Raw genomic sequence first — 21,977 nt, 5'->3', positions numbered from 1 at the left:
ACGGACCGACCGACGAGGACCCCCGCCGACATGAACGACTACACGCTTGCACTCCGCCGCGAACGCCGCCTGCTGATGCTGCTCGGATGGGTGTGCATCGCCCTGCTGGCCGGCGCGCTGTACCTGCAGTACGTGAAGAACGAAGACCCGTGCCCGCTGTGCATCATCCAGCGCTATTTCTTCTGCGCGATCGGGATCTTCGCGTTCCTGGCCGCCGGGATCCGCAACTGGCGCGGCGTCTGGGTGCTCGAACTGCTGATCGCGATCGCCGCGGCCGGCGGTGTCGGCACGGCCGCGCGGCACCTGTCGATCCAGATGAATCCGGGCTTCAGCTGCGGCTTCGACACGCTGCAGCCGATCGTCGACAGCCTGCCGCCCGCGCAGTGGTTCCCCGGCATGTTCAAGGTCGCCGGGCTGTGCGAGACCGTCTACCCGCCGATCCTCGGCATCCTGCTGCCCGGCTGGGCGCTGATCGGCTTCGCCTTGATCCTGGTCGCGGTCGTCGCGAGCCTCTGGCGCCATCGCCGCAAGCTCGCGGGCTGACCCGCCGGCCGCGGTGCCGGCCCATCGCATGCGCGGCCCGCGCGGATGGGCCGCGCGCCGCCGGCGCGTCGTCACCCGGCTGCGGCCTGCGCCGGCTCCGCCCGGCCGCCGCGCGTAAACACCTACCCCGCCGCCGCCCGGATTTCCGGGCGGGCGCGCGTCGCGCGATCGCCGCGCCCCTGCCCCGCCACGCATGCGTTTCGGCCCGATGTGCATGCATCGGTCCCCCGATCCCGCGCGGCGGGCCTATGATCGACATGATCGCCGCCTGATAGCCCGGATCACCGCCCGGCCATGTTCCCGCCGCGTGGCGGTGCTATCTTCGGGACTGGATGGCGATCTACGTGCGCGAGGCCAGGCGGTCTCACCGCTGCCTGCGTAACGCGCGCCCGATCCGCAATGTCGACTGGATTCATCATGACAACGCACACCATCCGCATCCGTCACCCTCATGGCGTCCGCGCGTCCGGCGGCGCCGTTCACGCACGCCGTCGGTCGGCCGCCGCCGCATGGCATCCGCCGTGCAGCCGGCCTGCCGCGCCCCCGTTCGTTCTCGTTGCCGCCGCGCCCGCCAGAGCGCGCCGCGCGTCGTGCCGCGTCGTCCCGAACGGAGCGTGCTGATGGAAGCCTGGCTCGGCGATCTGCAGCAACTGCTCGCGCACGGCGAAGCGGCCGTGCTCGTGACGGTCGCGCACACCGACGGCTCCGCGCCGCGCGAGGCCGGCACCAAGATGCTCGTCACGCGCGACACGGCCCGCCATACGATCGGCGGCGGTCATCTGGAATGGAAGGCGATCGAGATCGCGCGGCACCTGCTGAAGGACGGCGCGCACGTGCCGCACGCGCGCCGGCTCGAGCGGCTCGCGCTCGGCCCGAGCCTCGGCCAGTGCTGCGGCGGCGCCGTGGTGCTCGCGTTCGAGCGGCTCGACGTCGGCGACCTCGGCTGGATCATGTCGCTCGCGAAGCGCGTCGCGGCCGGCGCCGCGACCGTGCGTAGCGTATCATTCGGCCCCTCGCCGGGCGCGCCGCTGTTGAGCGAGCCCGAATCGGAAGCCGCGCGCGCCGACTGCCTGCTGTGGGAAACCGGCGGCGTCTCGCTGATGACCGAAACGATCGCGCCGTATGCGTTCCCCGTCGTGCTGTTCGGCGCGGGGCACATCGGCACCGCGCTCGTGAAAGTGCTGGCGACGCTGCCGTGCCAGGTGCGCTGGATCGACCGGCCCGATGCGCTGTTCCCGCCGGCCGACGCGCTCGCCGGCATCGGCAACCTCGCGATCGACGCGGCCGCTTCCCCGGCGGACGCAGTCGACGCAGCGCCGCCGCAGTCCTACTTCGTCGTGATGACGCACGACCATGCACTCGATTTCGTGCTGGCCGAGCGCATCCTGCGACGCGGCGACTATGCGTACTTCGGGATGACCGGCTCGCAGACGAAACGCACGCAGTTCGATCATCGCCTCGCCGCGATCGGCATCGACCCGGCCCAGGTCGCGCGGATGCGCTGCCCGATCGGCGTCGAAGGCATCATCGACAAGGCGCCCGAAGTGATCGCGATCTCGGTGGCCGCGCAGTTGCTGCAGGCCGTCGAGGCGAATGCGTCCGCGCAGGCTTCCCCTACTGACTGACCGACCAAAACGACGCCATGACCCCGACATTCAAGAACAAGATTGCCCGCGCGCCGAAAGCGGAGCTGCACATCCACATCGAAGGCTCACTCGAGCCGGAACTGATCTTCGCGCTCGCGCAGCGCAACGGCGTGAAGCTCGCGTACGACTCGATCGACGCGCTGCGCGCCGCGTACGCGTTCACCGACCTGCAATCGTTCCTCGACATCTACTACGCCGGCGCGAGCGTGCTGCTCACCGAGCAGGATTTCTACGACATGACGGCCGCGTACTGCGAGCGCGCGCTCGCCGACAACGTCGTCCACACCGAACTGTTCTTCGACCCGCAGACGCACACCGAGCGCGGCGTGCCGATCGAGACGGTCGTCGCGGGCATCGAGCGCGCGCTCGCCGATGCCGAAGCGCGCGGGCTGTCGAGCAAGCTGATTCTGTGCTTCCTGCGCCACCTGTCCGAAGAGGACGCGCTCGCGACGTTCGAATCCGCATTGCCGCTGTTCGAGCGCTATCGCCATCGGCTGATCGGCGTGGGCCTCGATTCGTCCGAGCTCGGCCATCCGCCGACGAAGTTCGCCCGCGTATTCGAGAAGGCGCGCGCGCTCGGGCTGAAGCTCGTCGCCCATGCGGGCGAGGAAGGCCCGCCCGCGTACATCTACGAAGCGCTCGACGTGCTGAAGGTCGACCGGATCGACCACGGCGTGCGCAGCATCGAGGATGCGGCGCTCGTCGAGCGGCTCGCGAAAACGCGCACGGCGCTCACCGTGTGCCCGCTGTCGAACCTGAAGCTGTGCGTGTTCGACGACATGGCGAAGCACACGCTGAAGGCGCTGCTCGACCGCGGCGTCGCGGTGACGATCAACTCCGACGATCCGGCCTATTTCGGCGGCTACGTCAACGAAAACTACTTCGCGACGGTCGAAGGGCTGCAACTCACGGATGCCGAAGTCCATGCGGTGATCCGCAACGGCTTCGAGGCGTCGTTCATCGAACCGGCGCAGCGCGACGCACTGTACGCGCGCCTCGACGCGTACTGGCAGGCCGCGTGACGGCCCGCATCGAGACACGCTGACAGATGATACACGGCAACGGCATCCGCTTCGCGCATCCCCGTTCGGCGTCGCGCCGAGCTGATCGGCTGCATGCAGGCGTCGCGATCGCGCGGTACGGCGTCGCTCGCACGCACCGGCCGTCGCGGCTTGCCGTGCCGTTCGCCGTCGTATGGGTTGCGGACGTATCGGTTGCGGATGTACCAGTTGCGAACGCAACGGCCGCGAGGTGCGCCCGCAACCACTCGCGGGCGGCTTCGGCCGCCACGTTCGCCCGCGCAATCGCCTCCGGCCGTGCCGCACATCACGTGCCGCCGCAGCCGCCCGCGAAGCACCGCCCCGCCCCCGTGCGGCGTCGATCGCTTTCTTCTGTTCGCCTTACCTTGATGCAGGACCCTTCGTCATGACGCAAAACGCTTTCCGTTCCCAACTGCTGACCTTCAACGGCGACCCGGCGCAATCGAGCCAGGCCGCGAACTACGAGACCGACGGGCTCCTGATCGTCGACGACGGCAAGATCGTCGCGGCCGGCCCGTACGCCCGGCTCGCCGCGACGCTCGCGCGCGATGCGGTGATCCACGACCTGCGCGACAAGCTGATCGTGCCCGGCTTCATCGACACGCACATTCACTATCCGCAGACGGACATGATCGCGTCGCCGGCGCCGGGCCTGCTGCCGTGGCTCGACAAGTACACGTTCCCGACCGAGCGCCAGTTCGGCGATCCCGAGCATGCGCGCGAAGTCGCCGACTTCTTCGTCGACGAACTCCTCGCGTGCGGGACGACGAGCGCGCTCGTCTACTGCACGGTGCACAAGCAGTCGGCCGATGCGCTGTTCGCGGCGAGCGACGCACGCGACCTGCGGATGATCGCGGGCAAGGTGCTGATGGACCGCAACTGCCCCGAATTCCTGCGCGACACCGCGCAGTCGGGCTACGACGACAGCGCCGAGCTGATCGACCGCTGGCACGGCAAGGGCCGCCAGATGTACGCGCTCACGCCGCGCTTCGCGCCGACGTCGACCGAGGCGCAGCTCGAGGCGTGCGGCGAACTCGCGCGCCGCCATCCGGACGTGTTCGTGCAAAGCCACGTCGCGGAAAACGTCGACGAGGTGAAATGGGTGGCCGAGCTGTTCCCCGGCCATCGCAGTTATCTCGACATCTACGACCGCTACGGGCTGCTGCGTCCGCGCGCGGTGTACGGCCACTGCATCCACCTCGACGACGAGGATCGCCGCCGGATGGCCGAGACGCGCACCGTCGTCGCGCACTGCCCGACGTCGAACTTCTTCCTCGGCAGCGGGCTGTTCGACTTCGACAAGGCCGGCGAATACGACGTCCCCGTCACGCTCGCGACCGACGTCGGCGGCGGCACGTCGTTCTCGATGCTGCAGACGATGAACGAAGCGCACAAGGTCGCGCGGCTGTCGGGGCACCACCTGACCGCCACGCGGATGTTCTGGCTCGCGACGGCCGGCGCCGCGCAGGCGCTCGACCTCGCCGACACGGTCGGCACGCTCGCACCGCGCACCGAGGCCGACTTCGTCGTGCTCGATCCGCAGGCGACGCCGCTGCTCGCGCGCCGCACGCAGCGCGCGGATTCGCTCGAGGAACTGCTGTTCGCGTTCGCGCTGCTCGGCGACGACCGTGCGGTATACCGCACCTATGCGGCCGGCGAACTCGTGCACGAACGCGGCGCCGCGCGCCGCCCGGTCGCCGCGTAACGCCTCGCGGGTACGCCGTCGCGGCAGCGCGGCCGCTTCGCCGTCGCGCTGCCGGGAATCGCGCGCAGGGCGCGCCGCACGGCGGCCCCGGCCGCTTTCCCGTGCGCAACACGCCGTGCTAGAATTCGCCGCTCATTGGGGAGTAGCCGCTCCGCTCGATGTCCCGCGCCCCGGCGCGCATCGTGACGGAGGCGTCCGTCAACAGACTTGGCCGTTCGGCCATGGCGGACGCAGCCACGTTGGCCTGGCGAGACCGATGGTTCACTGCGCGCCGCATCAGGGCCCGGCGCGCGGTGAATCGTCGCTCGCACGCACAACAACGGCCCGTGGAACCCCATTCGTGTCTCAAGCCTTCCTGATCTCCACCGGCGCCGTCGCCCTCGCTGAAATCGGCGACAAAACCCAACTGCTTTCCCTCGTTCTGGCCGCGCGCTATCGCAAGCCGGTACCGATCATTCTCGGCGTGCTCGTCGCGACGCTCGTCAATCACGGTTTCGCCGGCGCGCTCGGCGAATGGCTGGGCGTGCTCGTCACGCCGTCGATCATGCGCTGGGCGCTCGCGTTCTCGTTCATCGCGATGGGGCTGTGGATCCTGGTGCCGGACAAGCTCGACGAGGACGAAGCCAATGCGACCCGCTCGCGGCTCGGCGTGTTCGGCGCGACGCTCGTCGCATTCTTCCTCGCGGAGATGGGCGACAAGACGCAGATCGCGACCGTCGCGCTGGCCGCCCGCTTCCAGGATTACATCGGCGTGGTGGCCGGCACGACGTTCGGGATGATGCTCGCGAACGTGCCGGCGATCCTGCTCGGCGACCGCTTCGCGCACCGCTTGCCGACGAAGCTCGTGCACGGGATCGCGGCCGTGCTGTTCGTCGTGCTCGGCGCGCTGGCGCTGCTGGGTGTCGGGGTCTGACGAAAAGGCAGGTGGCCGGCGCGGCCGGGCGGCCGCGCCGAGAGGGATGCCGCGTTACTTCGCGGTGGCCGCGCCCGACGCTGGCGCCGCCGGCACCGCGCGCTCGTTGGCGGCCGGCGCCGCCGGCCCGCCGCGCTTGTCGACCGGCAGCCTGACCGTGCGGACCACGCCGTTCGACAACGGGAAATCGGCGAGCGCGCTGCGCGCGAGGAACGGCATCGCGTAAAGCAGCGTGCCGTTGTCGCCGGTCGTGCGCGCGGACACGTTGTAGACCTCCTTGTCCGTCGCGCGCTCGGTGATGCGGATGCCGAGCGTGTAGTCGAATACCTGGTACGTCTGCGCGACGTAGCCGGCCGGCATCGGCCCCCAGGGACCCCACGGGCCCCACGGGCTCCACGGCCCGCCTCGCCAGTACGGCCCGGGCCCCATGAACCATGGGTCGTAGTAGACCGGTTGCGGCACCGTCACGAGATCGCTGCCGACCGAATAGGTCAGCCCGACGAGATAGCGTGCCTGCGACTGCGGCACCTGCCGGAACGCATACGCGGACAGCTCGTTCGCGACGATCGGCTCGTAGGTCGACTGCTCGATACTGTTCTTCTGCGCGTCCGTGCGCGTGAACGCATAGGTGCGGGTCGCGTCGCTGCCGCTCCAGTCGGAGAAGGCCGTGACCTGGGTGGTCACGTAGCTGGTGCAGCCGGTCAGCAGCGCGACGCACAGCGCCGCCGCCCAGCCCGCACCGCGAAAAATCCATTCGCGTTTCATGTTGATCCTCGTCGATCCGTCACCCGTTCGTCGCACCGCGCGAAGCACAACGGGATGCCGATAATACGCGGACTCCCGGAAGCGGTAAAAAGTTCGCCCGGCACGCGGCCGCAAGCCTTTGTACAATGGCCCGGTTCGCCCGGCCCGCGCGACGGGCCCGTCTCCCACTCCACCGATCTCGACGACCATGTCCGACAACGCCTCCTCCACCGTGATCCGCCGCGCCGACTACACGCCCCCGGCCTTCCTCATCGATTCCGTCGCACTCGAATTCGATCTCGCGCCGGCCCGCACGATCGTCAGGAACACGATGCGCGTGCGCCGCAATCCGGACGCCGCGCCCACGCCCCACCTGGAGCTGATGGGCGAAGCGCTCGAATTCCTCGGCGCGCGGCTCGACGGCGCGCCGCACGGCGCTGTGCGCGCGCACGAACACGGCCTGACGGTCGAAAACGTGCCCGACGCGTTCGAGCTGACGCTCGAAAGCGCATGCGCGCCCGATCAGAATACGACGCTGTCTGGCCTCTACGTGTCGAGCGGCAACTTCTTCACGCAGTGCGAAGCCGAAGGCTTTCGCCGCATCACCTACTTCCTCGACCGCCCCGACGTGATGGCGTCGTACACGGTCACGCTGCGCGCCGACAAGGCCGCCTACCCGGTGCTGCTGTCCAACGGCAACCTCGTCGATTCGGGCGACCTGCCCGACGGCCGCCACTTCGCGAAGTGGGAAGACCCGTTCCGCAAGCCGAGCTACCTGTTCGCGCTGGTCGCGGGCAAGCTGGTCTCGATCGAGGAAACGATCAAGACCGGTTCGGGCAAGGAGAAACTGCTGCAGGTGTGGGTCGAACCGGCCGACCTCGACAAGACGCGTCACGCGATGGATTCGCTGATCCACTCGATCCGCTGGGACGAAAAGCGCTTCGGCCTCGAGCTCGATCTCGACCGCTTCATGATCGTCGCGGTCGGCGACTTCAACATGGGCGCGATGGAGAACAAGGGGCTCAACGTCTTCAACACGAAGTACGTGCTCGCGAACCCCGAGACCGCGACCGACACCGATTTCGCGAACATCGAATCGGTGGTCGGCCACGAGTACTTCCACAACTGGACCGGCAACCGCGTGACCTGCCGCGACTGGTTCCAGCTGAGCCTGAAGGAAGGCCTGACGGTATTCCGCGACCAGGAGTTCTCGGCCGACATGGCCGCGGGCGACGACGTCGAATCGGCGGCCCGCGCGGTCAAGCGCATCGAGGACGTGCGCGTGCTGCGCCAGTTGCAGTTCGCCGAGGACGCCGGCCCGATGGCGCACCCGGTGCGTCCCGAGAGCTACGTCGAGATCAACAACTTCTACACGATGACCGTCTACGAGAAAGGCTCGGAAGTCGTGCGGATGTACCAGACGCTGTTCGGCCGCGACGGCTTCCGCAAGGGGATGGATCTCTACTTCAAGCGCCACGACGGCCACGCGGTGACCTGCGACGACTTCCGTCACGCGATGGCCGACGCGAACGGGCGCGACCTCGCGCAGTTCGAGCGCTGGTACAGCCAGGCCGGCACGCCGCGCGTGTCGGTGCGCACCGCGTACGACGCGGCCGCGCGCCGCTATACGGTCACCCTCGCGCAAGGCTACGGCGACGCGTCGCCCGCCGCACGCGAAACGCAGCAAGGGCCGCTGCTGATCCCGTTCGCGATCGGCCTGATCGGCCGCGACGGCCGCGACCTGCCGCTGCGCCTGGACGGCGAAGCCGCCGCATCGGGCACGACGCGCGTGCTCGAGTTCACCGCCACCGAGCAGACCTTCACGTTCATCGACGTGCCGGAAGCGCCGCTGCCGTCGCTGCTGCGCAACTTCTCGTCGCCGGTGATCGTCGAGTACGACTACAGCGACGACGATCTCGCGTTCCTGCTCGCGCACGACAGCGATCCGTTCAACCGCTGGGAAGCCGGCCAGCGCCTCGCGACGCGCGCGCTGCTGACGCTCGCCGCCCGTGCCGCCGCCGACGCGCCGCTCGCGCTCGGCGAGAACTTCGTCGCCGCGTTCCGCCGCGTGCTGACCGATGAAAGCCTGTCGCCGGCGTTCCGCGAACTCGCGCTGACGCTGCCGTCGGAAACCTACCTCGCCGACCAGATGGCCGAGGCCGACCCGGCCGCCGTGCATCGCGCGCGCCAGTTCGTGCGCCGCCAGCTCGCGACCGCGCTGCGCGCCGACTGGCTCGCCGCGTACGCGCAGCACCAGACGCCCGGCGCCTACGAGCCGACACCGGAAGCGTCGGGCCGCCGCGCGCTGAAGAATCTCGCGCTCGCGTATCTCGCCGAACTCGACGATCCGGCCGATGCCGTGCGCCTCGCCACGGCCCAGTACGACGCGGCGAACAACATGACCGATCGCGCGGCGGCGCTCGGCGCGCTGCTGTCCGCGGCCGCCGCAGGCGCGAACGGGCCTGCCGAGCAAGCGCTCGACGACTTCTACCGTCGCTTCGAGAAAGAGGCGCTCGTGATCGACAAGTGGTTCGCGATGCAGGCGGCGCAACGCGGTACGCCCGCGCAGCCGACGCTCGCGAAGGTGCGCAAGCTGCTCGCGCACCCGGCGTTCAACCTGAAGAACCCCAACCGCGCGCGCTCGCTGATCTTCAGCTTCTGCGCGGCCAACCCCGCGCAATTCCACGCGGCCGACGGTTCCGGCTACGCGTTCTGGGCCGAACAGGTGCTCGCGCTCGACGCGATCAATCCGCAGGTCGCGGCGCGCCTCGCACGCTCGCTCGAACTGTGGCGCCGCTTCACGCCGGCGCTGCGCGACCGGATGCGCGAAGCGCTCGAACAGGTCGCCGCCGGCGCGAAGTCGCGCGACGTGCGCGAGATCGTCGAGAAGGCGCTCGCGTAAGTCACGCGATCGCCCCTGTCGCGTCCGGGCGATCGAGCCGGCGCCGCTTCACGCGGCGCCGGCTTTTTTGTTGCACGAGCACGGCTGCAATCGCACCACGCGCGGGGTCGGACCGCTCGGGCGGCCTCCGGGGCGGGGCGCGCCCCGCCCCGGCGTCGCCGCCCGATACCGCGCCGATTCGGCGGCCCGGCCATGTAACCGGACGAAAAAAGCCGGCGGCACCGAAGGCGCGACGGGTAAAATTGCGGCCATTCAAGGATTCTTTGGCCTTTCGGAGTCTGTCATGTCCATTGCCCGCCGCACCACGCTGTCGAAGTTCCTGATCGAACAGCAACGTGAGACCAACAACCTCCCCGCCGACCTGCGCCTGTTGATCGAAGTCGTCGCCCGCGCGTGCAAGGCGATCAGCTACAACGTGTCGAAGGGCGCGCTCGGCGAAGCGCTCGGCACCGCCGGCAGCGAGAACGTCCAGGGCGAAGTGCAGAAGAAGCTCGACATCCTGTCGAACGAAATCCTGCTCGACGCGAACGAATGGGGCGGCAACCTCGCCGCGATGGCGTCGGAAGAAATGGAAACGTTCTTCCCGATCCCGGCGAACTACCCGCGCGGCGAATACCTGCTCGTGTTCGATCCGCTCGACGGCTCGTCGAACATCGACGTGAACGTGTCGATCGGCACGATCTTCTCGGTGCTGCGCTGCCCGGACGGCAAGCAGGCGACCGAAGAATCGTTCCTGCAGCCCGGCACGCAGCAGGTCGCGGCCGGCTACGCCGTCTACGGCCCGCAGACGGTGTTCGTGCTGACGACCGGCAACGGCGTGAACTGCTTCACGCTCGACCGCGAAGTCGGCTCGTGGGTACTCACGCAGAGCAACATGCAGATCCCGGCCGACACGCGCGAATACGCGATCAATGCATCGAACGCGCGCCACTGGTACGACCCGGTCAAGCGCTACGTCGACGAACTGAACGCCGGCAAGGACGGCCCTCGCGGCGACAACTTCAACATGCGCTGGATCGCGTCGATGGTGGCCGACGTGCATCGGATCCTGAACCGCGGCGGCATCTTCATGTATCCGGCCGACAAGCGCACGCCCGATCGTCCGGGCAAGCTGCGCCTGATGTACGAAGCGAACCCGATGTCGTTCATCGTCGAACAGGCGGGCGGCGCGGCGACGACCGGCACGCAGCGCATCATGGAAGTGCAGCCGACCGGCCTGCATCAGCGCGTGCCCGTGTTCCTCGGTTCGAAGAACGAAGTCGAGCGCGTGACCGGCTATCACGACGAAGCGAAATAATCGCACTGCAGCACTGGACGCAGGGGCGAGACATCAGTACAATCGCGCCTTCGCGATGTGGCCCTAACGGGTCGCGTCGTGGTGAAGTGAAAGCGGAAAGTCCGCCGGATCGAGGGTTTCGCGAAGCAGCGGCAGCACGCTGAAAAAATTTCGCAAAACCTATTGCCAAGATCTCGGATTTCACCATATAATTTCATTTCTCTGCTGCCGGTGTAGCTCAGTTGGTAGAGCAGCGCATTCGTAATGCGAAGGTCGTAGGTTCGACTCCTATCTCCGGCACCAAGACATAAAGGTCTGACAAGTATCGCTTGTCAGACCTTTTCTCTTTTGCGGCGCCGAAATCGTAAAGTCGTTCGACGGCGCACTCCCCATCACGCCGCGCACGGTGTTGGCGTCTTGGCGTACGAATTCGGCAATCTCCCCTGCGCGTTGTCCGGGGCCGATCCTCGCCGCGGCGCGTTATCTGCGCAACATCCGCACGACATACCCACGCACTCGGCGGCCGCCGGCCAATCGTATCGACCCCCTCTTGCGGTGCGTAACAGCACAGCCTGCGGCGGCCATGACGACGATGGCCGGCTTGCCCGACCTAAGCAGCCCGCGCAACGGCATCCGCTTTTCCCCCGCACCCCGACCGTCAAGCGCTCGCCGGCACGACGCGTACGCCGACGACATGACTGCACACTCTGTCTCCCGCCCCCTCCGCACACATCATTCGAAGCCGATCCCTCAGGATCCCGAATGATGGCGGAGATCGGATACGGCACACGCTACATCGATCTGTCCCACACGATGCCGCCGATCGGCGAACCGATACGCCGCGCTTCCCCACCCGTTTCGCGCTTCTGTCGATCGAAGCAATCGGCGATGCCGCGACCCTCGGGCGCGTGATCCCCGACGCAGCCGACGGACTACCCGAGGCCACCGTGCCACCAACGACGCTGGAGCGATGGCGTGCCCGACGGACGGACTTCCGCGACAGCCCATCCTTACAGATTCATTTCGCCATGCACGGGGCGCGCACCGCGCATGCGCCAGGCAGACAAATCCCCCTGGAAAATCTGTTTAAGGGTGCATAACATTACTTAACGATCCTGACCCGTCTATCGCGTTACATTGCGTGGGCGGCGCGACGGCCGCATGCCGCTTTCAACCCACTTGCGGCATGCGACAGCCGGTGCCCGGTCATTTCGACTCAACCCAAGGAGAGGACCACCATGACTCATGGCTTGATTATGTGGCTCATCATCGGCGCGATCGCCGGCTGGCTTGCCGGCTTGCTCGTGAAGGGCGGCGGCTTCGGGCTGATCGTCGACATCATCGTCGGGATCGTCGGCGCGGTGATCGGCGGCTGGCTCGCCGGGCTGCTCGGCATCAGCATCGGCAGCGGCTTCATCGGCTCGGTGATCGTCGCGGTCATCGGCGCGGTGATCCTGCTGTTCGTGATCCGGCTATTCAGGCGAGCGGCCTGATGTTGCTGACCACGCGCCTTCGGGCGCGTTTTCGCATCGGGCCGGCGCGCAGCCCGTTCGCCGCGCGCCACCCGCCCCGTCAACGCTTCGCGTACCGCAATCAGCCGTCGAGCACGTCGGCCGTCAACCATCCGCCGAACGCTTCATGCACACCATCGCGCCCGATCCGCACGGTGCGCGGCATCTCCCCTCTCCATTCCGCATCGAGCGCTGCCCGCGGCCGCTCGGGCATCGGCTCCGCGTTCTCATACTTCGCGATCTGCGAATCGGCGGCTTTCGGCATGCCGGGCGCCTCGTGCGCGCCGGCCCCGACAGCGCCGCGTGCCACGGCCCCGCATCCCGCCGCGAACGATTTCACAGCGACCATTTCAGTTCTCCATAGAAAGTGCGGCCCGGATACGGGTGGAACACGTAGTAGCGGCGGTCCGTCAAGTTGTCGATGCCGGCCGACGCGCTCCAGTGACGATCGAAGCGGTAGCGCGCCTTCAGATCGACGACGGTAAACGAACTCGTGCCGCCGTAGACGTCCGGATTCACGTCGCTGTTGTCGAGCGTGTTGAACTGGCGGCCCGAGTAGCGCACGCCGACGCTCGCGAGCCAGTGCTCGTCGAATCGATACGACGCGAGCAGGTTCGCGCGCATGCGCGGAATGCGCGGGAAACGCGAACCGACATAGGCCGGATTCGCGGCATCGGCGAGGATTTGCGCGTTGCTCGCCGACACGTTCGCGTCGAGATCGAGCCCGCGCAGCCCGACGTTCTCCCCGCTGAACGCGAGTTCGACGCCGCGCACGCGCACGCGGTCGACGTTCGAGACGTTGGTGACGGTCGTCGCGCCCGACACCGTCGTCTGACTGTAGATCGAATCGCGCAGGTCGCTCTGGAACACGCTCGCGCGCACGACGCCGACACCCACGTCGCGTTCGGCCGTGAAGTCCCAGTCGATCGCCTTTTCCGGACGCAGGTTCGGGTTGTTGTTGACGAGCGCGTTGTTCGAGATCGTGCCCTGGAACAGCTCGCCGACCGTCGGGAACCGCGTGCCGGTCGCGAACGACAGCCGGAAGCGCCAGACCTCCGTCGCATCCCATTGCAGCGCGACTTTCGGCGACAGCGCATTCGCGCCGCGGTCCGCGTAGCCGAGCGTGCCGTTGGCATTGCCGAGCGCGCCGCCGTACGCCTCCCAGCGCTCGTAGCGCAGCCCGAGCGTCGCGAGCCAGCCCGGCGCGAAACGCCACGCGTCCTGCCCGAACAGCGCCTGCGTGCGCGTGTCGCCGCGATAGACGCTCGCGAGCGACGTGGCCGGCCCGGCCAGCCAGTCGGCCGTGTTGACCGTGACGTTGCGCAGGAAGTAATTGTCGTAGTGATAGCCGAACGTGAACGTATGGCCCTTCACTTCCGGCGCCTCGGCCTTCAGGTCGAGCGTGCGCCAGCCGGTGCCGTCGCCCTGGAACAGCGTGCCCGACCCACCCTGCACGGTCGAGGCCGCGCGCAGCGCGTCGCGCGACACGTCGTACGCGGACACCACGCCCGATAGCCGCCAGCCGGAATCGAGCCGGCCGTTCAGGCCGAGCGCATACAGCCAGTTCTCCTGGTCGCCGCGTTGCGGGGCAAACGCGTTCGGCGCGACCGTCATGTTCTGTCCGCCGATCGACACGTTGCCGCCGTAAACCGGGTTGCCCGTCGCATCGCGCAGGAAGGTCTCGCCGTGCTGCCGGTAGTGGTTCTCCCAATGCCCGAGCGTCAGCGTCGCGTCGACACGATCGGTGAACGCATAGCCCATCCGAACCGTCTCGTTGAGCTGCTCGGTTCGCTCGATCGTCTGCGCGCCGACGATGGTCCGCGGCTTGCCGTTGGGTCCGATGTCGGTCGCGGCGCCCGTCACGGGCACGGCGGCGCCCAGTTTCGGGTTGTAGGCCGAATTGGGGCTCGCGTACTGCATCGGCTGGCCGTCGTTCTCCAGCCGGTCGAGCGACAGCGCGAACCAGAACCGGCCGACGCGGTTCGCGATCCGCGCGGTCTGGTGATTGCCGCCGAAGCTGTCCGCCAACCCGTAGCCGTCGTGGTAGCGCTGCGTGAAGAACTGCGTCGACAGCGACCCCTCGAGCCGGTCGGGGCGGCGCGTGGTGAGCAGCACGGTCGAGCCGATCGCGTTGCCCGGGTACAGCGCGGAAAAGGGGCCGTAGAGCACGTCGACGCGCGCGATGTCGTCGGGCGGAATCAGCGACCAGCGCGGCGGGTACGCATAGCTCGACCCGAGCAGGTTCGACAGCAGCACGCCGTCGGCATAGACGAGCCCGCGCGCGCTCTGCAATTCGTTGAAGTCGCGGCCCGCGAATACGCTGTTGCGGTCGCCGATGTAGCGCTTGCGGACCATCAGGTTCGGCGCGTACTTCAGCGCGTCCTCGGTGGTGACGTTGGTGTGCGCATCGATCTGCTCGCGCGTGATCGACGTGACGACGGCCGGCGTATCGGGGTCGACCGGCTGCCGCTGCGCGGTCACGCTGACGGCGGTCAGCGTGTCGCCTGCCGGGGCGGCCGCCGCGGCGACATCCATGGACGCCGACGCCCCGGCGGCGAGACGATCGATGCCACCGTTGCGGGCCGCGTCGGCGCGGGCATCGTCGGTCGACGCCGCGTGAGCGGCCGGCCATGCGAAAGCGGCCGCGCATGCGAGCGCGAGCCGGCCGCGCGACGACCGCGCGGCAAGGGGAGACGACATGAGTGCGTTCCTGAAAACGTGATCGGACGCCGCCGGGCACGGGGCGCGCGCCGCGCACGTACGGCGCGACGCGCGGCCAAGGCCGCGGGCGGCTCGCGCGCCACCGGGGCGCGCGGAGGACATCAATCAGACCGGAACGTTTTCAGGCGGGGCGCGCGGCTGCGCGAGACGGATGCCCTTGCGGGGCACGTCGGGAACGATCGGTGCAACCGTCCGATACGCGAACGTGCGTACGAAGCGCGGCATCGCGGGGAGGCTCGTCCCCAGCGCGACGTTCGCCGCGAAGCCGGGGCAGTACACGCAATGCGGGACGCCGGGATGGTCGGCCGACGACGTGTCGCGGTCGTCGCCCGCTTGCGCGAGCACGATTTGACGCGCGCCCGCTGCACTGCACAACTCGAGCGTGAGCGCGCCGGAACCGCTCGACGCAAGGCGCGCGTAGCCGACGACGGGCGACAGTACGTTCAGTACCAGCGCCAGCCATACGAGGCCGATCCATCGCGTCGTTCGTCTCATCGCGGTGCAGGAAAAAGTGCGCGCAAGTATAGCAAGCGGCCCGCTGGATGCCGATCGCGCGGCGCGTGATAGCGGGCATCACACTTCGCGCCGGCACGCATGTGCCGTTAATACAACAGAGACAAAATCTAACGATTCGCCGCTGGCATAAATCCGAGCACGAGGTTGATAATCATTGAACCTGCTGGAGAAACGATCATGGACGAAAGACCAACTCGCATGCCCCCGCCCGAGCAAGTGATGAGCCCGGATCCGGAACCCGTCGGCGTGGAATTCCTCGCCGAATTGCCCGAGCACGTTCGGGCATTCTTCGACGAGCAGCACCGGCTGTACTCGCCGAAGTGAACGTCAGTTCGGTTCTGTAACCGCCACGTGTCGATCATCGCTATCGTGCGGTTCATCCCTGCGCTTCGCGCGCAATTCGCCTCGCACCCGGGCCGCAACAGCCTGACGGTGCCGGATCAGCTCGCCTGCTGATTCTCCTGTCGCGACGCTACGCCGCGCGACTGTCTTCGTCTATCCTTCTGGTTTTCCACGTCCGGCCCGCCCGGCTCTCCCGATCGTTCCGATGAAGCAAGCCATTCGTGCCAGCATCGCTGTCGCCGCGCTCGGCGTCGCCCTCCTTTCGTCGCCCCCTACCGCCCGCGCGGACGGCGACGACACCGCCCTCACCAACGTCGTTGCGCTCGCGTCGCAGCGGCTCGCGCTCGCCGAACCGGTCGCGCGATGGAAATGGGCGAATCACAAGGCCATCGAGGACCAGCCGCGTGAAGCGGCCCTGCTCACCGCCGTCGAAAAGCGCGCGGCCCAGGCCGGCGTCGACCCCGCCTTCGCCCGCACGTTCTTCGAGGATCAGATCACCGCAAGCAAGGACGTGCAGAACGCACTGTTCGCGACCTGGCGCACGACGCGGCCGCCGGAAGGCACGCCGCCCGATCTCGCGACCAGCACGCGGCCGGCCCTCGATCGGCTGACGCAGAAAATGCTCGCCGGCCTCGCGCAGGTTGCCCCGCTGCGCGATGCGCCCGATTGCCAGGCGCGGCTCGCGCGCAGCATCGCGAACTGGAAGACGCTCACGCGCTACGATTCCACGCAGACGCGGGCACTCGATACCGCGCTGTCACATGTCTGCTCCGCCGGCGGAGCCAGCGCGATCGGCTGACGGGGGCAGGCGCGGATCGTCCCGCGGCGCTCAGTCCGCAGGCGTCAGCGCCATGAGCGGAATCACCTGCAGGCCGCGCGCGAGATGCGTCTGCAGCAGGCGATGGGTGAAAGGTTCGAACGTGGCGACCGCCGCATCGGCCACGAGCCGTACGGCCGCATCGAGCGAGTCCGCCGAACCGAGATAGCACCAGCCGTCGATCACGTGAAACAGGCGGCGCTCGCTGTTCGCCTCGAACGCGACCGCGCCTTCGAACGGCCAGGGTGCACCGCCCGCGCGGCCGGCGTCGGCCGTGGGCCGCCGGTTGTACGACGGGCGCAACCGGGCGATCCATTGCGCTTCGGCCAGCATCGCCCCCAGCTCGTTGCCGGTCTCGCGCCATTCGACACGCCGCACCTGCTGCGCGAGCCGCATTTCCTTCGACGAACGGCGCTCGCCGGTCAGCAGGGCGCGCAGCCGCTGGCGCACGCGCACGCTGCGGCCGACATACAGCGCTTCGTCACGCTCGCCGAACAGCGCATACGCGCCGCACCCTGCCGGCGCGGTATCCAGCCAGGCTTCGGTCAGATCGCCGCCCAGACGGAAGTGGCGCGTCGTGCGCGCGATCTGGTCGCGCAGCCGATCGAGCGGCACGATGTCGTGCAGCTGGCGCCAGAACTGCCAGATCAGGTCGGCATCGGCCAGCGCGCGGTGACGCGCGGCCGGAACGAGCCCATGCCGTTCGATCAACGCATCGAGCCCGTGCCGCGATTCGCGCGGAAACAGCGCGCGCGACAGCCGTACCGTACAGAGCACATCGGGATTGAACGCCAGGCCGGCGCGCTCGAATTCGGCCCGCAGGAAGCCGCGGTCGAAGCTCGCGTTGTGCGCGACGAACAGCTTGCCGTCGAGCCGCTCGAACAGCGCCGGCGCGAGCGAAGCGAACGTCGGCGCATCGCGCACCATCGCGTCCGAGATGCCCGTCAGTTGCTGAATGAACGGCGGAATCGCCTGCCCCGGATTGACGAGGCTCGTCCACGTCGACACGCCGAGCGGTCCGATTTCGACCACGCCGATTTCGGTGATGCGGTGGTCGGCGGACGAGCCGCCGGTGGTTTCAAGGTCGACGAAGACGAGTGGCTGCTCGCGGGCGGGATCGGACGGAACGGAATCGGACATGAAAAGACAGGGAAACGATGCTTCCGTGAGTATGCACCGGCACGCGTACTCGGGCCAGCCCGGACCGGCCCCGCCCCGTCTCCGGAAAACAAAAAGCCCCCGCCATGCGGGGGCCGGACGTGATCGGCAATGCGCGGCGCGTCAGACCGCCTGGATATTCGCTGCCTGCTTGCCTTTCGGCCCGACTTTGACCTCGAACGAAACACGCTGGTTTTCCTTCAACGTCTTGAAGCCGTCCATCCGGATTTCGGAAAAGTGCGCAAACAAATCTTCACCGCCATTGTCCGACGTAATAAAGCCAAAACCTTTAGCATCGTTAAACCATTTCACGATACCGGTATCCATGTCTTCGTTCCCCACTCTATAAGATCAAAAAAGCTATTTTTATAGCCGTTTCCCGAAATCCCGAAACATTGCGCCAGCACCCGCACCAGCACGCCGCCCGAGGACGGAGTGCTGACTTTATAAATTGGACAATCCGGGTGCGTCAAGAAAATTTTTGGCCGCTGCTTTCTTGAAAAGACGCTAATACCACTGGAATCGGTACACCATCACCGATTGATTAATTGATTTGCATCAAAAACCTGTCAACATTACCGGGATCGGATCGCTAATAATCCCCGCAAGTGAAATTTCTACCGGGGACAAATCGACCCGGTAAAATCCTCGGGTTTTTTCGGGTTGCATAACGTCGGCGACGTTGCGATCCTGAATCAACACCGAAAGGAAGGAGAAGGTCATGTGGCTGGACGCAATCAAGCGCTTCGCGAGCCGGCTCGGACGCGTACGCCGCAAGTCCCGCGCCCTGGCCGAGTCCGCCCGCGAAGCGCCGTACGATACCGAATTCGATATGACGTGGCACGGCGATCACTGGCAGAACCTGCTCGCATCGCCGCTGGATGCACGTCACTACGTGATGGAAGACTGGACCAACACACCGGCGCCGATCGAAGCGGAGAAGGCCGCGCCTGCGGGCAAGCGCAAGCGTCGCTCGTACATGCCGTAGCGCCCCGAGCGGCGGGGCAAAAAAAAGCGCGACTGGGAAGTCGCGCCGACAAAGGTTTGGAGATCTTTTCCGTCAACGAAAAAGTCTGCTTCGGAAAGCAGAGATCGCAGTATAGCGATAGAACTACCTTTCATTATCCATGCTCCACACAAACCTCTATTGCCGATGTGTCAATAATCGCGCTATAGCTGCCCCCGCCTACCCCTGATCGTCTGTCGCACACGCGCAACGCTCGTTGCGCGGTCCCAATCGTCATTTCGATTCGCTGCACCGCAGCGAACCCTTACGTGGCAATCGTTGACGCGCCTCTGCCGATTTTTGCGGATTCCAAAACACACTGTTTCTTAAAGCGTGGAGCGCCGCCCTTCCGCACACTTCGTACACTGCAGATGGATTTCTGATAAGCGCACCGCCGTTCTGCCGGACCGGCTACAGCGTCAAGCAAAACACGGCCGTCCGCCCAGGTTCGATCGACATCATCGTGTTGGGAGACAGATCCATGAAGAAAGCTCTGATCGTCGCCGCGTTGTCGGGGGTATTCGGTACCGCTGCCCACGCTCAAAGCAGCGTGACGCTGTACGGCCTGATCGACGCAGGCATCACCTACACGAACAATCAAGGCGGACACAGCGCCTGGCAGGAAACGAGCGGTTCGATCAACGGCAGCCGATGGGGCCTGCGCGGCACCGAAGATCTCGGCGGCGGCCTGAAAGCCATCTTCACGCTGGAAAACGGTTTCGGCATCAACAACGGCACGCTCAAGCAGAACGGCCGCGAATTCGGCCGGCAAGCGTTCGTCGGGCTCGCGCACAACACCTACGGCTCGCTGACGCTGGGCCGGCAGTACGACAGCGTCGTCGACTATCTCGGGCCGCTGTCGCTGACCGGCACCCAATATGGCGGCACCCAGTTTGCCCACCCGTTCGACAACGACAACCTGAACAACTCGTTCCGGATCAACAATTCGGTCAAGTACCAGAGCGCGAACTACGGCGGCCTCAAGTTCGGTGCGTTGTACGGATTCTCGAACTCGTCGGCGTTCGCGAACAACCGCGCGTATAGCGGCGGCGTGTCGTACAGCTACCTCGGCTTCAACCTCGCCGCGGCCTACTTGCAGTTGAACAGCGACGTGAACGCACTCGCGCAGGCCGCATCCGATCCGGGCGCGGTCACCGGCGACTGGACCTTCGCGTCGCGCGTGCAGCGCACCTGGGGAGCCGGCCTGAATTACGGGTTCGGCCCGGCCACGGTCGGCTTCGTGTTCACCCAGACGCGCCTGACCGGCCTGCGCGCGATCAGCGCCGGCCAATCGGGCGTGGTGGGCGGCATCACGGGCCTCGGCGACAGCGGGCGCTTCAGCAACTACGAAGTCAACGGCCGCTACGCGCTGACGCCGGCCCTGTCGCTCGCCGGCTCCTACACGTACACGCAGGGTCGCCTGTCCGGCGACAAGCCGACCTGGCACCAGTTCAACCTGCAAGCCGACTATGCGCTGTCGAAGCGCACCGACGTGTACCTGCAGGGCGAGTTCCAGAAGGTCAACAACGACGGACTGGACATCGGCGCCAACATCAACGGCCTGGGCGCCGCGTCATCGACCAACAAGCAGATCGCGGTCACGGCCGGCCTGCGTCACCGCTTCTGAGCGACCGGCACATTCGCCGTGCGCCGAAAGACGAAGCGCCCCATCGGGGCGCTTTTTCTCGGCCGCGGCGCGCGGGCCGCGATTCAGGCGTCGCCCCGCGCCGGATACCGGACGTCGAGTATGTCGATCGGCTGCGGGCCGACCGGTGTCATCAGCGTGACGGTGTCGCCGATCTTCGCCTTGATCAGCGCACGCGCGACCGGCGAGATCCAGCTGACGCAGCCGCGGTCTAGATCGACCTCGTCGATCCCGACGATCGTCACCGTGTGCGCCTCGCCGTCCGGCGTCTCGTAATCGACCGTCGCGCCGAAGAACACCTGGTCGACATTCTCCTGCCGGCTCGCGTCGACGACTTCGGCGAGGTCGAGCCGCTTCGTCAGGAAGCGGATGCGACGATCGATCTCGCGAAGCCGCCGCTTGCCGTAGATGTAGTCGCCGTTTTCCGACCGGTCGCCGTTCGACGCTGCCCACGACACGAGCCGCACGACCTCGGGACGTTCGACGTCGATCAGGTTCAGCAGCTCGTCCCTCAGCCGCTTGTGGCCGGCCGGCGTGATGTAGTTCTTGGCGCCCGCCGGAATCGCGGGTTGAGCCTGGTCGAGATCGTCGTCGTCACCGTCCGACTCTTTGACAAACGCCTTGTTCATGATGCAGATTCAACGTGGATGACTGATTCCCAAAGGGTACACGAAGGGCGGCCGGCCAACGCCATGGCACCAAATTCGCGAATAAGGCTTCCCTTTTTATACGACTCTGCTATACTTCCGCTTCTGCGTGCGGCTGTAGCTCAGTTGGATAGAGTACTTGGCTACGAACCAAGGGGTCGTGGGTTCGAATCCTGCCAGCCGCGCCACTTTTTCGAGGGCCTTCCGAACCGAAGGCCCTTTCAGTTCAAAGCAGTAGAAGTTTGTTGTTGCGTGCGGCTGTAGCTCAGTTGGATAGAGTACTTGGCTACGAACCAAGGGGTCGTGGGTTCGAATCCTGCCAGCCGCGCCACTTTTTTGGGGGCCTTCCCATCGCAGAAGGTTCCGACAGTTGAAGCAGTACCGTTTTGCGTGCGGCTGTAGCTCAGTTGGATAGAGTACTTGGCTACGAACCAAGGGGTCGTGGGTTCGAATCCTGCCAGCCGCGCCACTTTTTTGGGGGCCTTCCCATCGCAGAAGGTTCCGACAGTTGAAGCAGTACCGTTTTGCGTGCGGCTGTAGCTCAGTTGGATAGAGTACTTGGCTACGAACCAAGGGGTCGTGGGTTCGAATCCTGCCAGCCGCGCCACTTTTTTGGGGGCCTTCCCATCGCAGAAGGTTCCGACAGTTGAAGCAGTACCGTTTTGCGTGCGGCTGTAGCTCAGTTGGATAGAGTACTTGGCTACGAACCAAGGGGTCGTGGGTTCGAATCCTGCCAGCCGCGCCACTTTTTTGGGGGCCTTCCCATCGCAGAAGGTTCCGACAGTTGAAGCAGTACCGTTTTGCGTGCGGCTGTAGCTCAGTTGGATAGAGTACTTGGCTACGAA

Annotated in this window: 19 protein-coding genes, 6 tRNA genes, 1 pseudogene and 1 riboswitch; of the genes and pseudogenes, 18 read left to right on the top strand and 8 right to left on the bottom strand. The window is 66.7% G+C overall.

The features are described 5' to 3' along the window. The first annotated feature begins 30 nt into the window (after positions 1 to 30). The 5 genes from AC3IFE_RS25770 to AC3IFE_RS25750 all read left to right on the top strand — a co-directional run bounded on the left by AC3IFE_RS25770 (position 31) and on the right by AC3IFE_RS25750 (position 5,847). Complete coding sequence (locus tag AC3IFE_RS25770; RefSeq protein ID WP_089466911.1) at positions 31 to 543, top strand: disulfide bond formation protein B; 513 nt, start codon at positions 31 to 33, stop codon at positions 541 to 543. Positions 544 to 1,163: 620 nt separating this feature from the next. Then, positions 1,164 to 2,168 carry a xanthine dehydrogenase accessory protein XdhC gene (gene xdhC, locus AC3IFE_RS25765; protein ID WP_089466910.1) on the top strand — a complete coding sequence of 335 codons (1,005 nt, stop codon included), beginning with the start codon at positions 1,164 to 1,166 and terminating at the stop codon, positions 2,166 to 2,168. A gap of 17 nt (positions 2,169 to 2,185) precedes the next feature. After that, positions 2,186 to 3,211 carry an adenosine deaminase gene (locus AC3IFE_RS25760; protein ID WP_089466909.1) on the top strand — a complete coding sequence of 342 codons (1,026 nt, stop codon included), beginning with the start codon at positions 2,186 to 2,188 and terminating at the stop codon, positions 3,209 to 3,211. 403 nt (positions 3,212 to 3,614) lie between these two features. Beyond that, a complete protein-coding gene (gene guaD / locus AC3IFE_RS25755; RefSeq protein WP_489192837.1) occupies positions 3,615 to 4,934 on the top strand; it encodes a guanine deaminase in 1,320 nt (439 codons plus the stop codon). A 125-nt stretch (positions 4,935 to 5,059) separates the two neighbouring features. Next, positions 5,060 to 5,180: riboswitch (yybP-ykoY riboswitch) on the top strand. Between the two features lie 94 nt (positions 5,181 to 5,274). Then, entirely contained in the window at positions 5,275 to 5,847 is a 573-nt protein-coding gene (locus AC3IFE_RS25750; protein ID WP_012328109.1) for a TMEM165/GDT1 family protein, read from the top strand. A gap of 54 nt (positions 5,848 to 5,901) precedes the next feature. On the opposite strand, the gene AC3IFE_RS25745 is transcribed toward AC3IFE_RS25750, so the two are convergent. Next, positions 5,902 to 6,612, bottom strand: a complete 711-nt coding sequence (locus tag AC3IFE_RS25745) for a DUF4136 domain-containing protein (RefSeq protein WP_489192834.1) — start codon at positions 6,610 to 6,612, stop codon at positions 5,902 to 5,904. A 187-nt stretch (positions 6,613 to 6,799) separates the two neighbouring features. Between AC3IFE_RS25745 and pepN the strand changes: the two genes are divergently transcribed. The 4 genes from pepN (at position 6,800) to AC3IFE_RS25725 (ending at position 12,262) form a co-directional block, all read left to right on the top strand. Then, positions 6,800 to 9,493, top strand: a complete 2,694-nt coding sequence (pepN, locus tag AC3IFE_RS25740) for an aminopeptidase N (protein ID WP_489192832.1) — start codon at positions 6,800 to 6,802, stop codon at positions 9,491 to 9,493. Positions 9,494 to 9,776: 283 nt separating this feature from the next. Then, the gene (locus tag AC3IFE_RS25735; protein WP_006485729.1) at positions 9,777 to 10,790 is read left to right on the top strand and encodes a class 1 fructose-bisphosphatase; all 1,014 of its coding nucleotides are present in this window, start codon (positions 9,777 to 9,779) and stop codon (positions 10,788 to 10,790) included. A 206-nt stretch (positions 10,791 to 10,996) separates the two neighbouring features. Further along, positions 10,997 to 11,072, top strand: a tRNA-Thr gene (locus AC3IFE_RS25730). Positions 11,073 to 12,007: 935 nt separating this feature from the next. Next, on the top strand, positions 12,008 to 12,262 hold the full coding sequence (locus AC3IFE_RS25725; RefSeq protein WP_006476609.1) for a GlsB/YeaQ/YmgE family stress response membrane protein: 255 nt from the start codon (positions 12,008 to 12,010) through the stop codon (positions 12,260 to 12,262). Between the two features lie 100 nt (positions 12,263 to 12,362). Here the strand turns inward: AC3IFE_RS25725 and AC3IFE_RS25720 are convergent. From AC3IFE_RS25720 to AC3IFE_RS25710, 3 genes and pseudogenes are all read right to left on the bottom strand, one after another. Then, positions 12,363 to 12,524: pseudogene (locus tag AC3IFE_RS25720) on the bottom strand (TlpA family protein disulfide reductase); the annotation flags it as partial. Positions 12,525 to 12,616: 92 nt separating this feature from the next. Continuing rightward, positions 12,617 to 14,980 (bottom strand): TonB-dependent receptor, encoded by a 2,364-nt coding sequence (locus AC3IFE_RS25715; protein ID WP_489192829.1) that lies wholly within the window; start codon positions 14,978 to 14,980, stop codon positions 12,617 to 12,619. A 126-nt stretch (positions 14,981 to 15,106) separates the two neighbouring features. Then, positions 15,107 to 15,496: a DUF2946 domain-containing protein gene (locus tag AC3IFE_RS25710; RefSeq protein ID WP_489192827.1), complete on the bottom strand. Its 390-nt coding sequence runs from the start codon at positions 15,494 to 15,496 to the stop codon at positions 15,107 to 15,109. Positions 15,497 to 15,736: 240 nt separating this feature from the next. On the opposite strand from AC3IFE_RS25710, the gene AC3IFE_RS25705 reads away from it, so the two are divergent. Together AC3IFE_RS25705 and AC3IFE_RS25700 are read left to right on the top strand one after the other, a co-directional pair. Then, positions 15,737 to 15,841 (top strand): chorismate mutase, encoded by a 105-nt coding sequence (locus tag AC3IFE_RS25705; protein WP_179233363.1) that lies wholly within the window; start codon positions 15,737 to 15,739, stop codon positions 15,839 to 15,841. 223 nt (positions 15,842 to 16,064) lie between these two features. Further along, positions 16,065 to 16,658: a chorismate mutase gene (locus tag AC3IFE_RS25700; protein WP_301739487.1), complete on the top strand. Its 594-nt coding sequence runs from the start codon at positions 16,065 to 16,067 to the stop codon at positions 16,656 to 16,658. Positions 16,659 to 16,688: 30 nt separating this feature from the next. On the opposite strand, the gene AC3IFE_RS25695 is transcribed toward AC3IFE_RS25700, so the two are convergent. The 3 genes from AC3IFE_RS25695 to AC3IFE_RS25685 form a co-directional block, all read right to left on the bottom strand. Beyond that, positions 16,689 to 17,816 carry an exonuclease domain-containing protein gene (locus AC3IFE_RS25695; protein ID WP_489192825.1) on the bottom strand — a complete coding sequence of 376 codons (1,128 nt, stop codon included), beginning with the start codon at positions 17,814 to 17,816 and terminating at the stop codon, positions 16,689 to 16,691. Between the two features lie 141 nt (positions 17,817 to 17,957). Beyond that, the gene (locus AC3IFE_RS25690) at positions 17,958 to 18,161 is read right to left on the bottom strand and encodes a cold-shock protein (protein WP_027783827.1); all 204 of its coding nucleotides are present in this window, start codon (positions 18,159 to 18,161) and stop codon (positions 17,958 to 17,960) included. 231 nt (positions 18,162 to 18,392) lie between these two features. Continuing rightward, on the bottom strand, positions 18,393 to 18,557 hold the full coding sequence (locus AC3IFE_RS25685) for a hypothetical protein (protein WP_489192823.1): 165 nt from the start codon (positions 18,555 to 18,557) through the stop codon (positions 18,393 to 18,395). On the opposite strand from AC3IFE_RS25685, the gene AC3IFE_RS25680 reads away from it, so the two are divergent. Both AC3IFE_RS25680 and AC3IFE_RS25675 read left to right on the top strand, forming a co-directional pair. Continuing rightward, positions 18,556 to 18,822, top strand: coding sequence for a hypothetical protein (locus AC3IFE_RS25680; RefSeq protein WP_489192821.1), 267 nt, complete (start codon positions 18,556 to 18,558; stop codon positions 18,820 to 18,822). The genes AC3IFE_RS25685 and AC3IFE_RS25680 overlap by 2 nt on opposite strands. A gap of 499 nt (positions 18,823 to 19,321) precedes the next feature. Then, entirely contained in the window at positions 19,322 to 20,467 is a 1,146-nt protein-coding gene (locus AC3IFE_RS25675) for a porin (RefSeq protein ID WP_489192819.1), read from the top strand. 83 nt (positions 20,468 to 20,550) lie between these two features. Here AC3IFE_RS25675 and greB read toward each other — a convergent pair whose 3' ends face one another. Continuing rightward, positions 20,551 to 21,114, bottom strand: a complete 564-nt coding sequence (gene greB, locus AC3IFE_RS25670; protein WP_489192817.1) for a transcription elongation factor GreB — start codon at positions 21,112 to 21,114, stop codon at positions 20,551 to 20,553. A 129-nt stretch (positions 21,115 to 21,243) separates the two neighbouring features. Here greB and AC3IFE_RS25665 point away from each other — a divergent pair. The 5 genes from AC3IFE_RS25665 (at position 21,244) to AC3IFE_RS25645 (ending at position 21,877) form a co-directional block, all read left to right on the top strand. Next, positions 21,244 to 21,320, top strand: a tRNA-Arg gene (locus AC3IFE_RS25665). Positions 21,321 to 21,386: 66 nt separating this feature from the next. Continuing rightward, positions 21,387 to 21,463 (top strand) — tRNA-Arg (locus tag AC3IFE_RS25660). Positions 21,464 to 21,524: 61 nt separating this feature from the next. Then, positions 21,525 to 21,601: transfer RNA gene (locus AC3IFE_RS25655), tRNA-Arg, on the top strand. Positions 21,602 to 21,662: 61 nt separating this feature from the next. Next, positions 21,663 to 21,739 (top strand) — tRNA-Arg (locus AC3IFE_RS25650). A gap of 61 nt (positions 21,740 to 21,800) precedes the next feature. Further along, positions 21,801 to 21,877, top strand: a tRNA-Arg gene (locus AC3IFE_RS25645). Positions 21,878 to 21,977 lie beyond the last annotated feature (100 nt).

It is taken from the genome of Burkholderia sp. APQ4-4ca (genome assembly GCF_057837105.1).
This window is presented reverse-complemented; position numbering and strand designations above follow the sequence as displayed.

Bases quoted from the DNA above. Each gene is read 5' to 3' on its own strand.
- guaD (WP_489192837.1), top strand. From the start codon at position 3,615: ATGACGCAAAACGCTTTCCGTTCCCAACTGCTGACCTTCAACGGCGAC.
- pepN (WP_489192832.1), top strand. From the start codon at position 6,800: ATGTCCGACAACGCCTCCTCCACCGTGATCCGCCGCGCCGACTACACG.
- AC3IFE_RS25725 (WP_006476609.1), top strand. From the start codon at position 12,008: ATGACTCATGGCTTGATTATGTGGCTCATCATCGGCGCGATCGCCGGC.
- AC3IFE_RS25695 (WP_489192825.1), bottom strand. From the start codon at position 17,816: ATGTCCGATTCCGTTCCGTCCGATCCCGCCCGCGAGCAGCCACTCGTC.
- AC3IFE_RS25735 (WP_006485729.1), top strand. From the start codon at position 9,777: ATGTCCATTGCCCGCCGCACCACGCTGTCGAAGTTCCTGATCGAACAG.
- AC3IFE_RS25710 (WP_489192827.1), bottom strand. From the start codon at position 15,496: ATGAGACGAACGACGCGATGGATCGGCCTCGTATGGCTGGCGCTGGTA.
- AC3IFE_RS25770 (WP_089466911.1), top strand. From the start codon at position 31: ATGAACGACTACACGCTTGCACTCCGCCGCGAACGCCGCCTGCTGATG.
- AC3IFE_RS25685 (WP_489192823.1), bottom strand. From the start codon at position 18,557: ATGACCTTCTCCTTCCTTTCGGTGTTGATTCAGGATCGCAACGTCGCC.
- AC3IFE_RS25705 (WP_179233363.1), top strand. From the start codon at position 15,737: ATGAGCCCGGATCCGGAACCCGTCGGCGTGGAATTCCTCGCCGAATTG.
- AC3IFE_RS25715 (WP_489192829.1), bottom strand. From the start codon at position 14,980: ATGTCGTCTCCCCTTGCCGCGCGGTCGTCGCGCGGCCGGCTCGCGCTC.
- AC3IFE_RS25700 (WP_301739487.1), top strand. From the start codon at position 16,065: ATGAAGCAAGCCATTCGTGCCAGCATCGCTGTCGCCGCGCTCGGCGTC.
- AC3IFE_RS25760 (WP_089466909.1), top strand. From the start codon at position 2,186: ATGACCCCGACATTCAAGAACAAGATTGCCCGCGCGCCGAAAGCGGAG.
- AC3IFE_RS25680 (WP_489192821.1), top strand. From the start codon at position 18,556: ATGTGGCTGGACGCAATCAAGCGCTTCGCGAGCCGGCTCGGACGCGTA.
- AC3IFE_RS25690 (WP_027783827.1), bottom strand. From the start codon at position 18,161: ATGGATACCGGTATCGTGAAATGGTTTAACGATGCTAAAGGTTTTGGC.
- AC3IFE_RS25745 (WP_489192834.1), bottom strand. From the start codon at position 6,612: ATGAAACGCGAATGGATTTTTCGCGGTGCGGGCTGGGCGGCGGCGCTG.
- xdhC (WP_089466910.1), top strand. From the start codon at position 1,164: ATGGAAGCCTGGCTCGGCGATCTGCAGCAACTGCTCGCGCACGGCGAA.
- AC3IFE_RS25675 (WP_489192819.1), top strand. From the start codon at position 19,322: ATGAAGAAAGCTCTGATCGTCGCCGCGTTGTCGGGGGTATTCGGTACC.
- greB (WP_489192817.1), bottom strand. From the start codon at position 21,114: ATGAACAAGGCGTTTGTCAAAGAGTCGGACGGTGACGACGACGATCTC.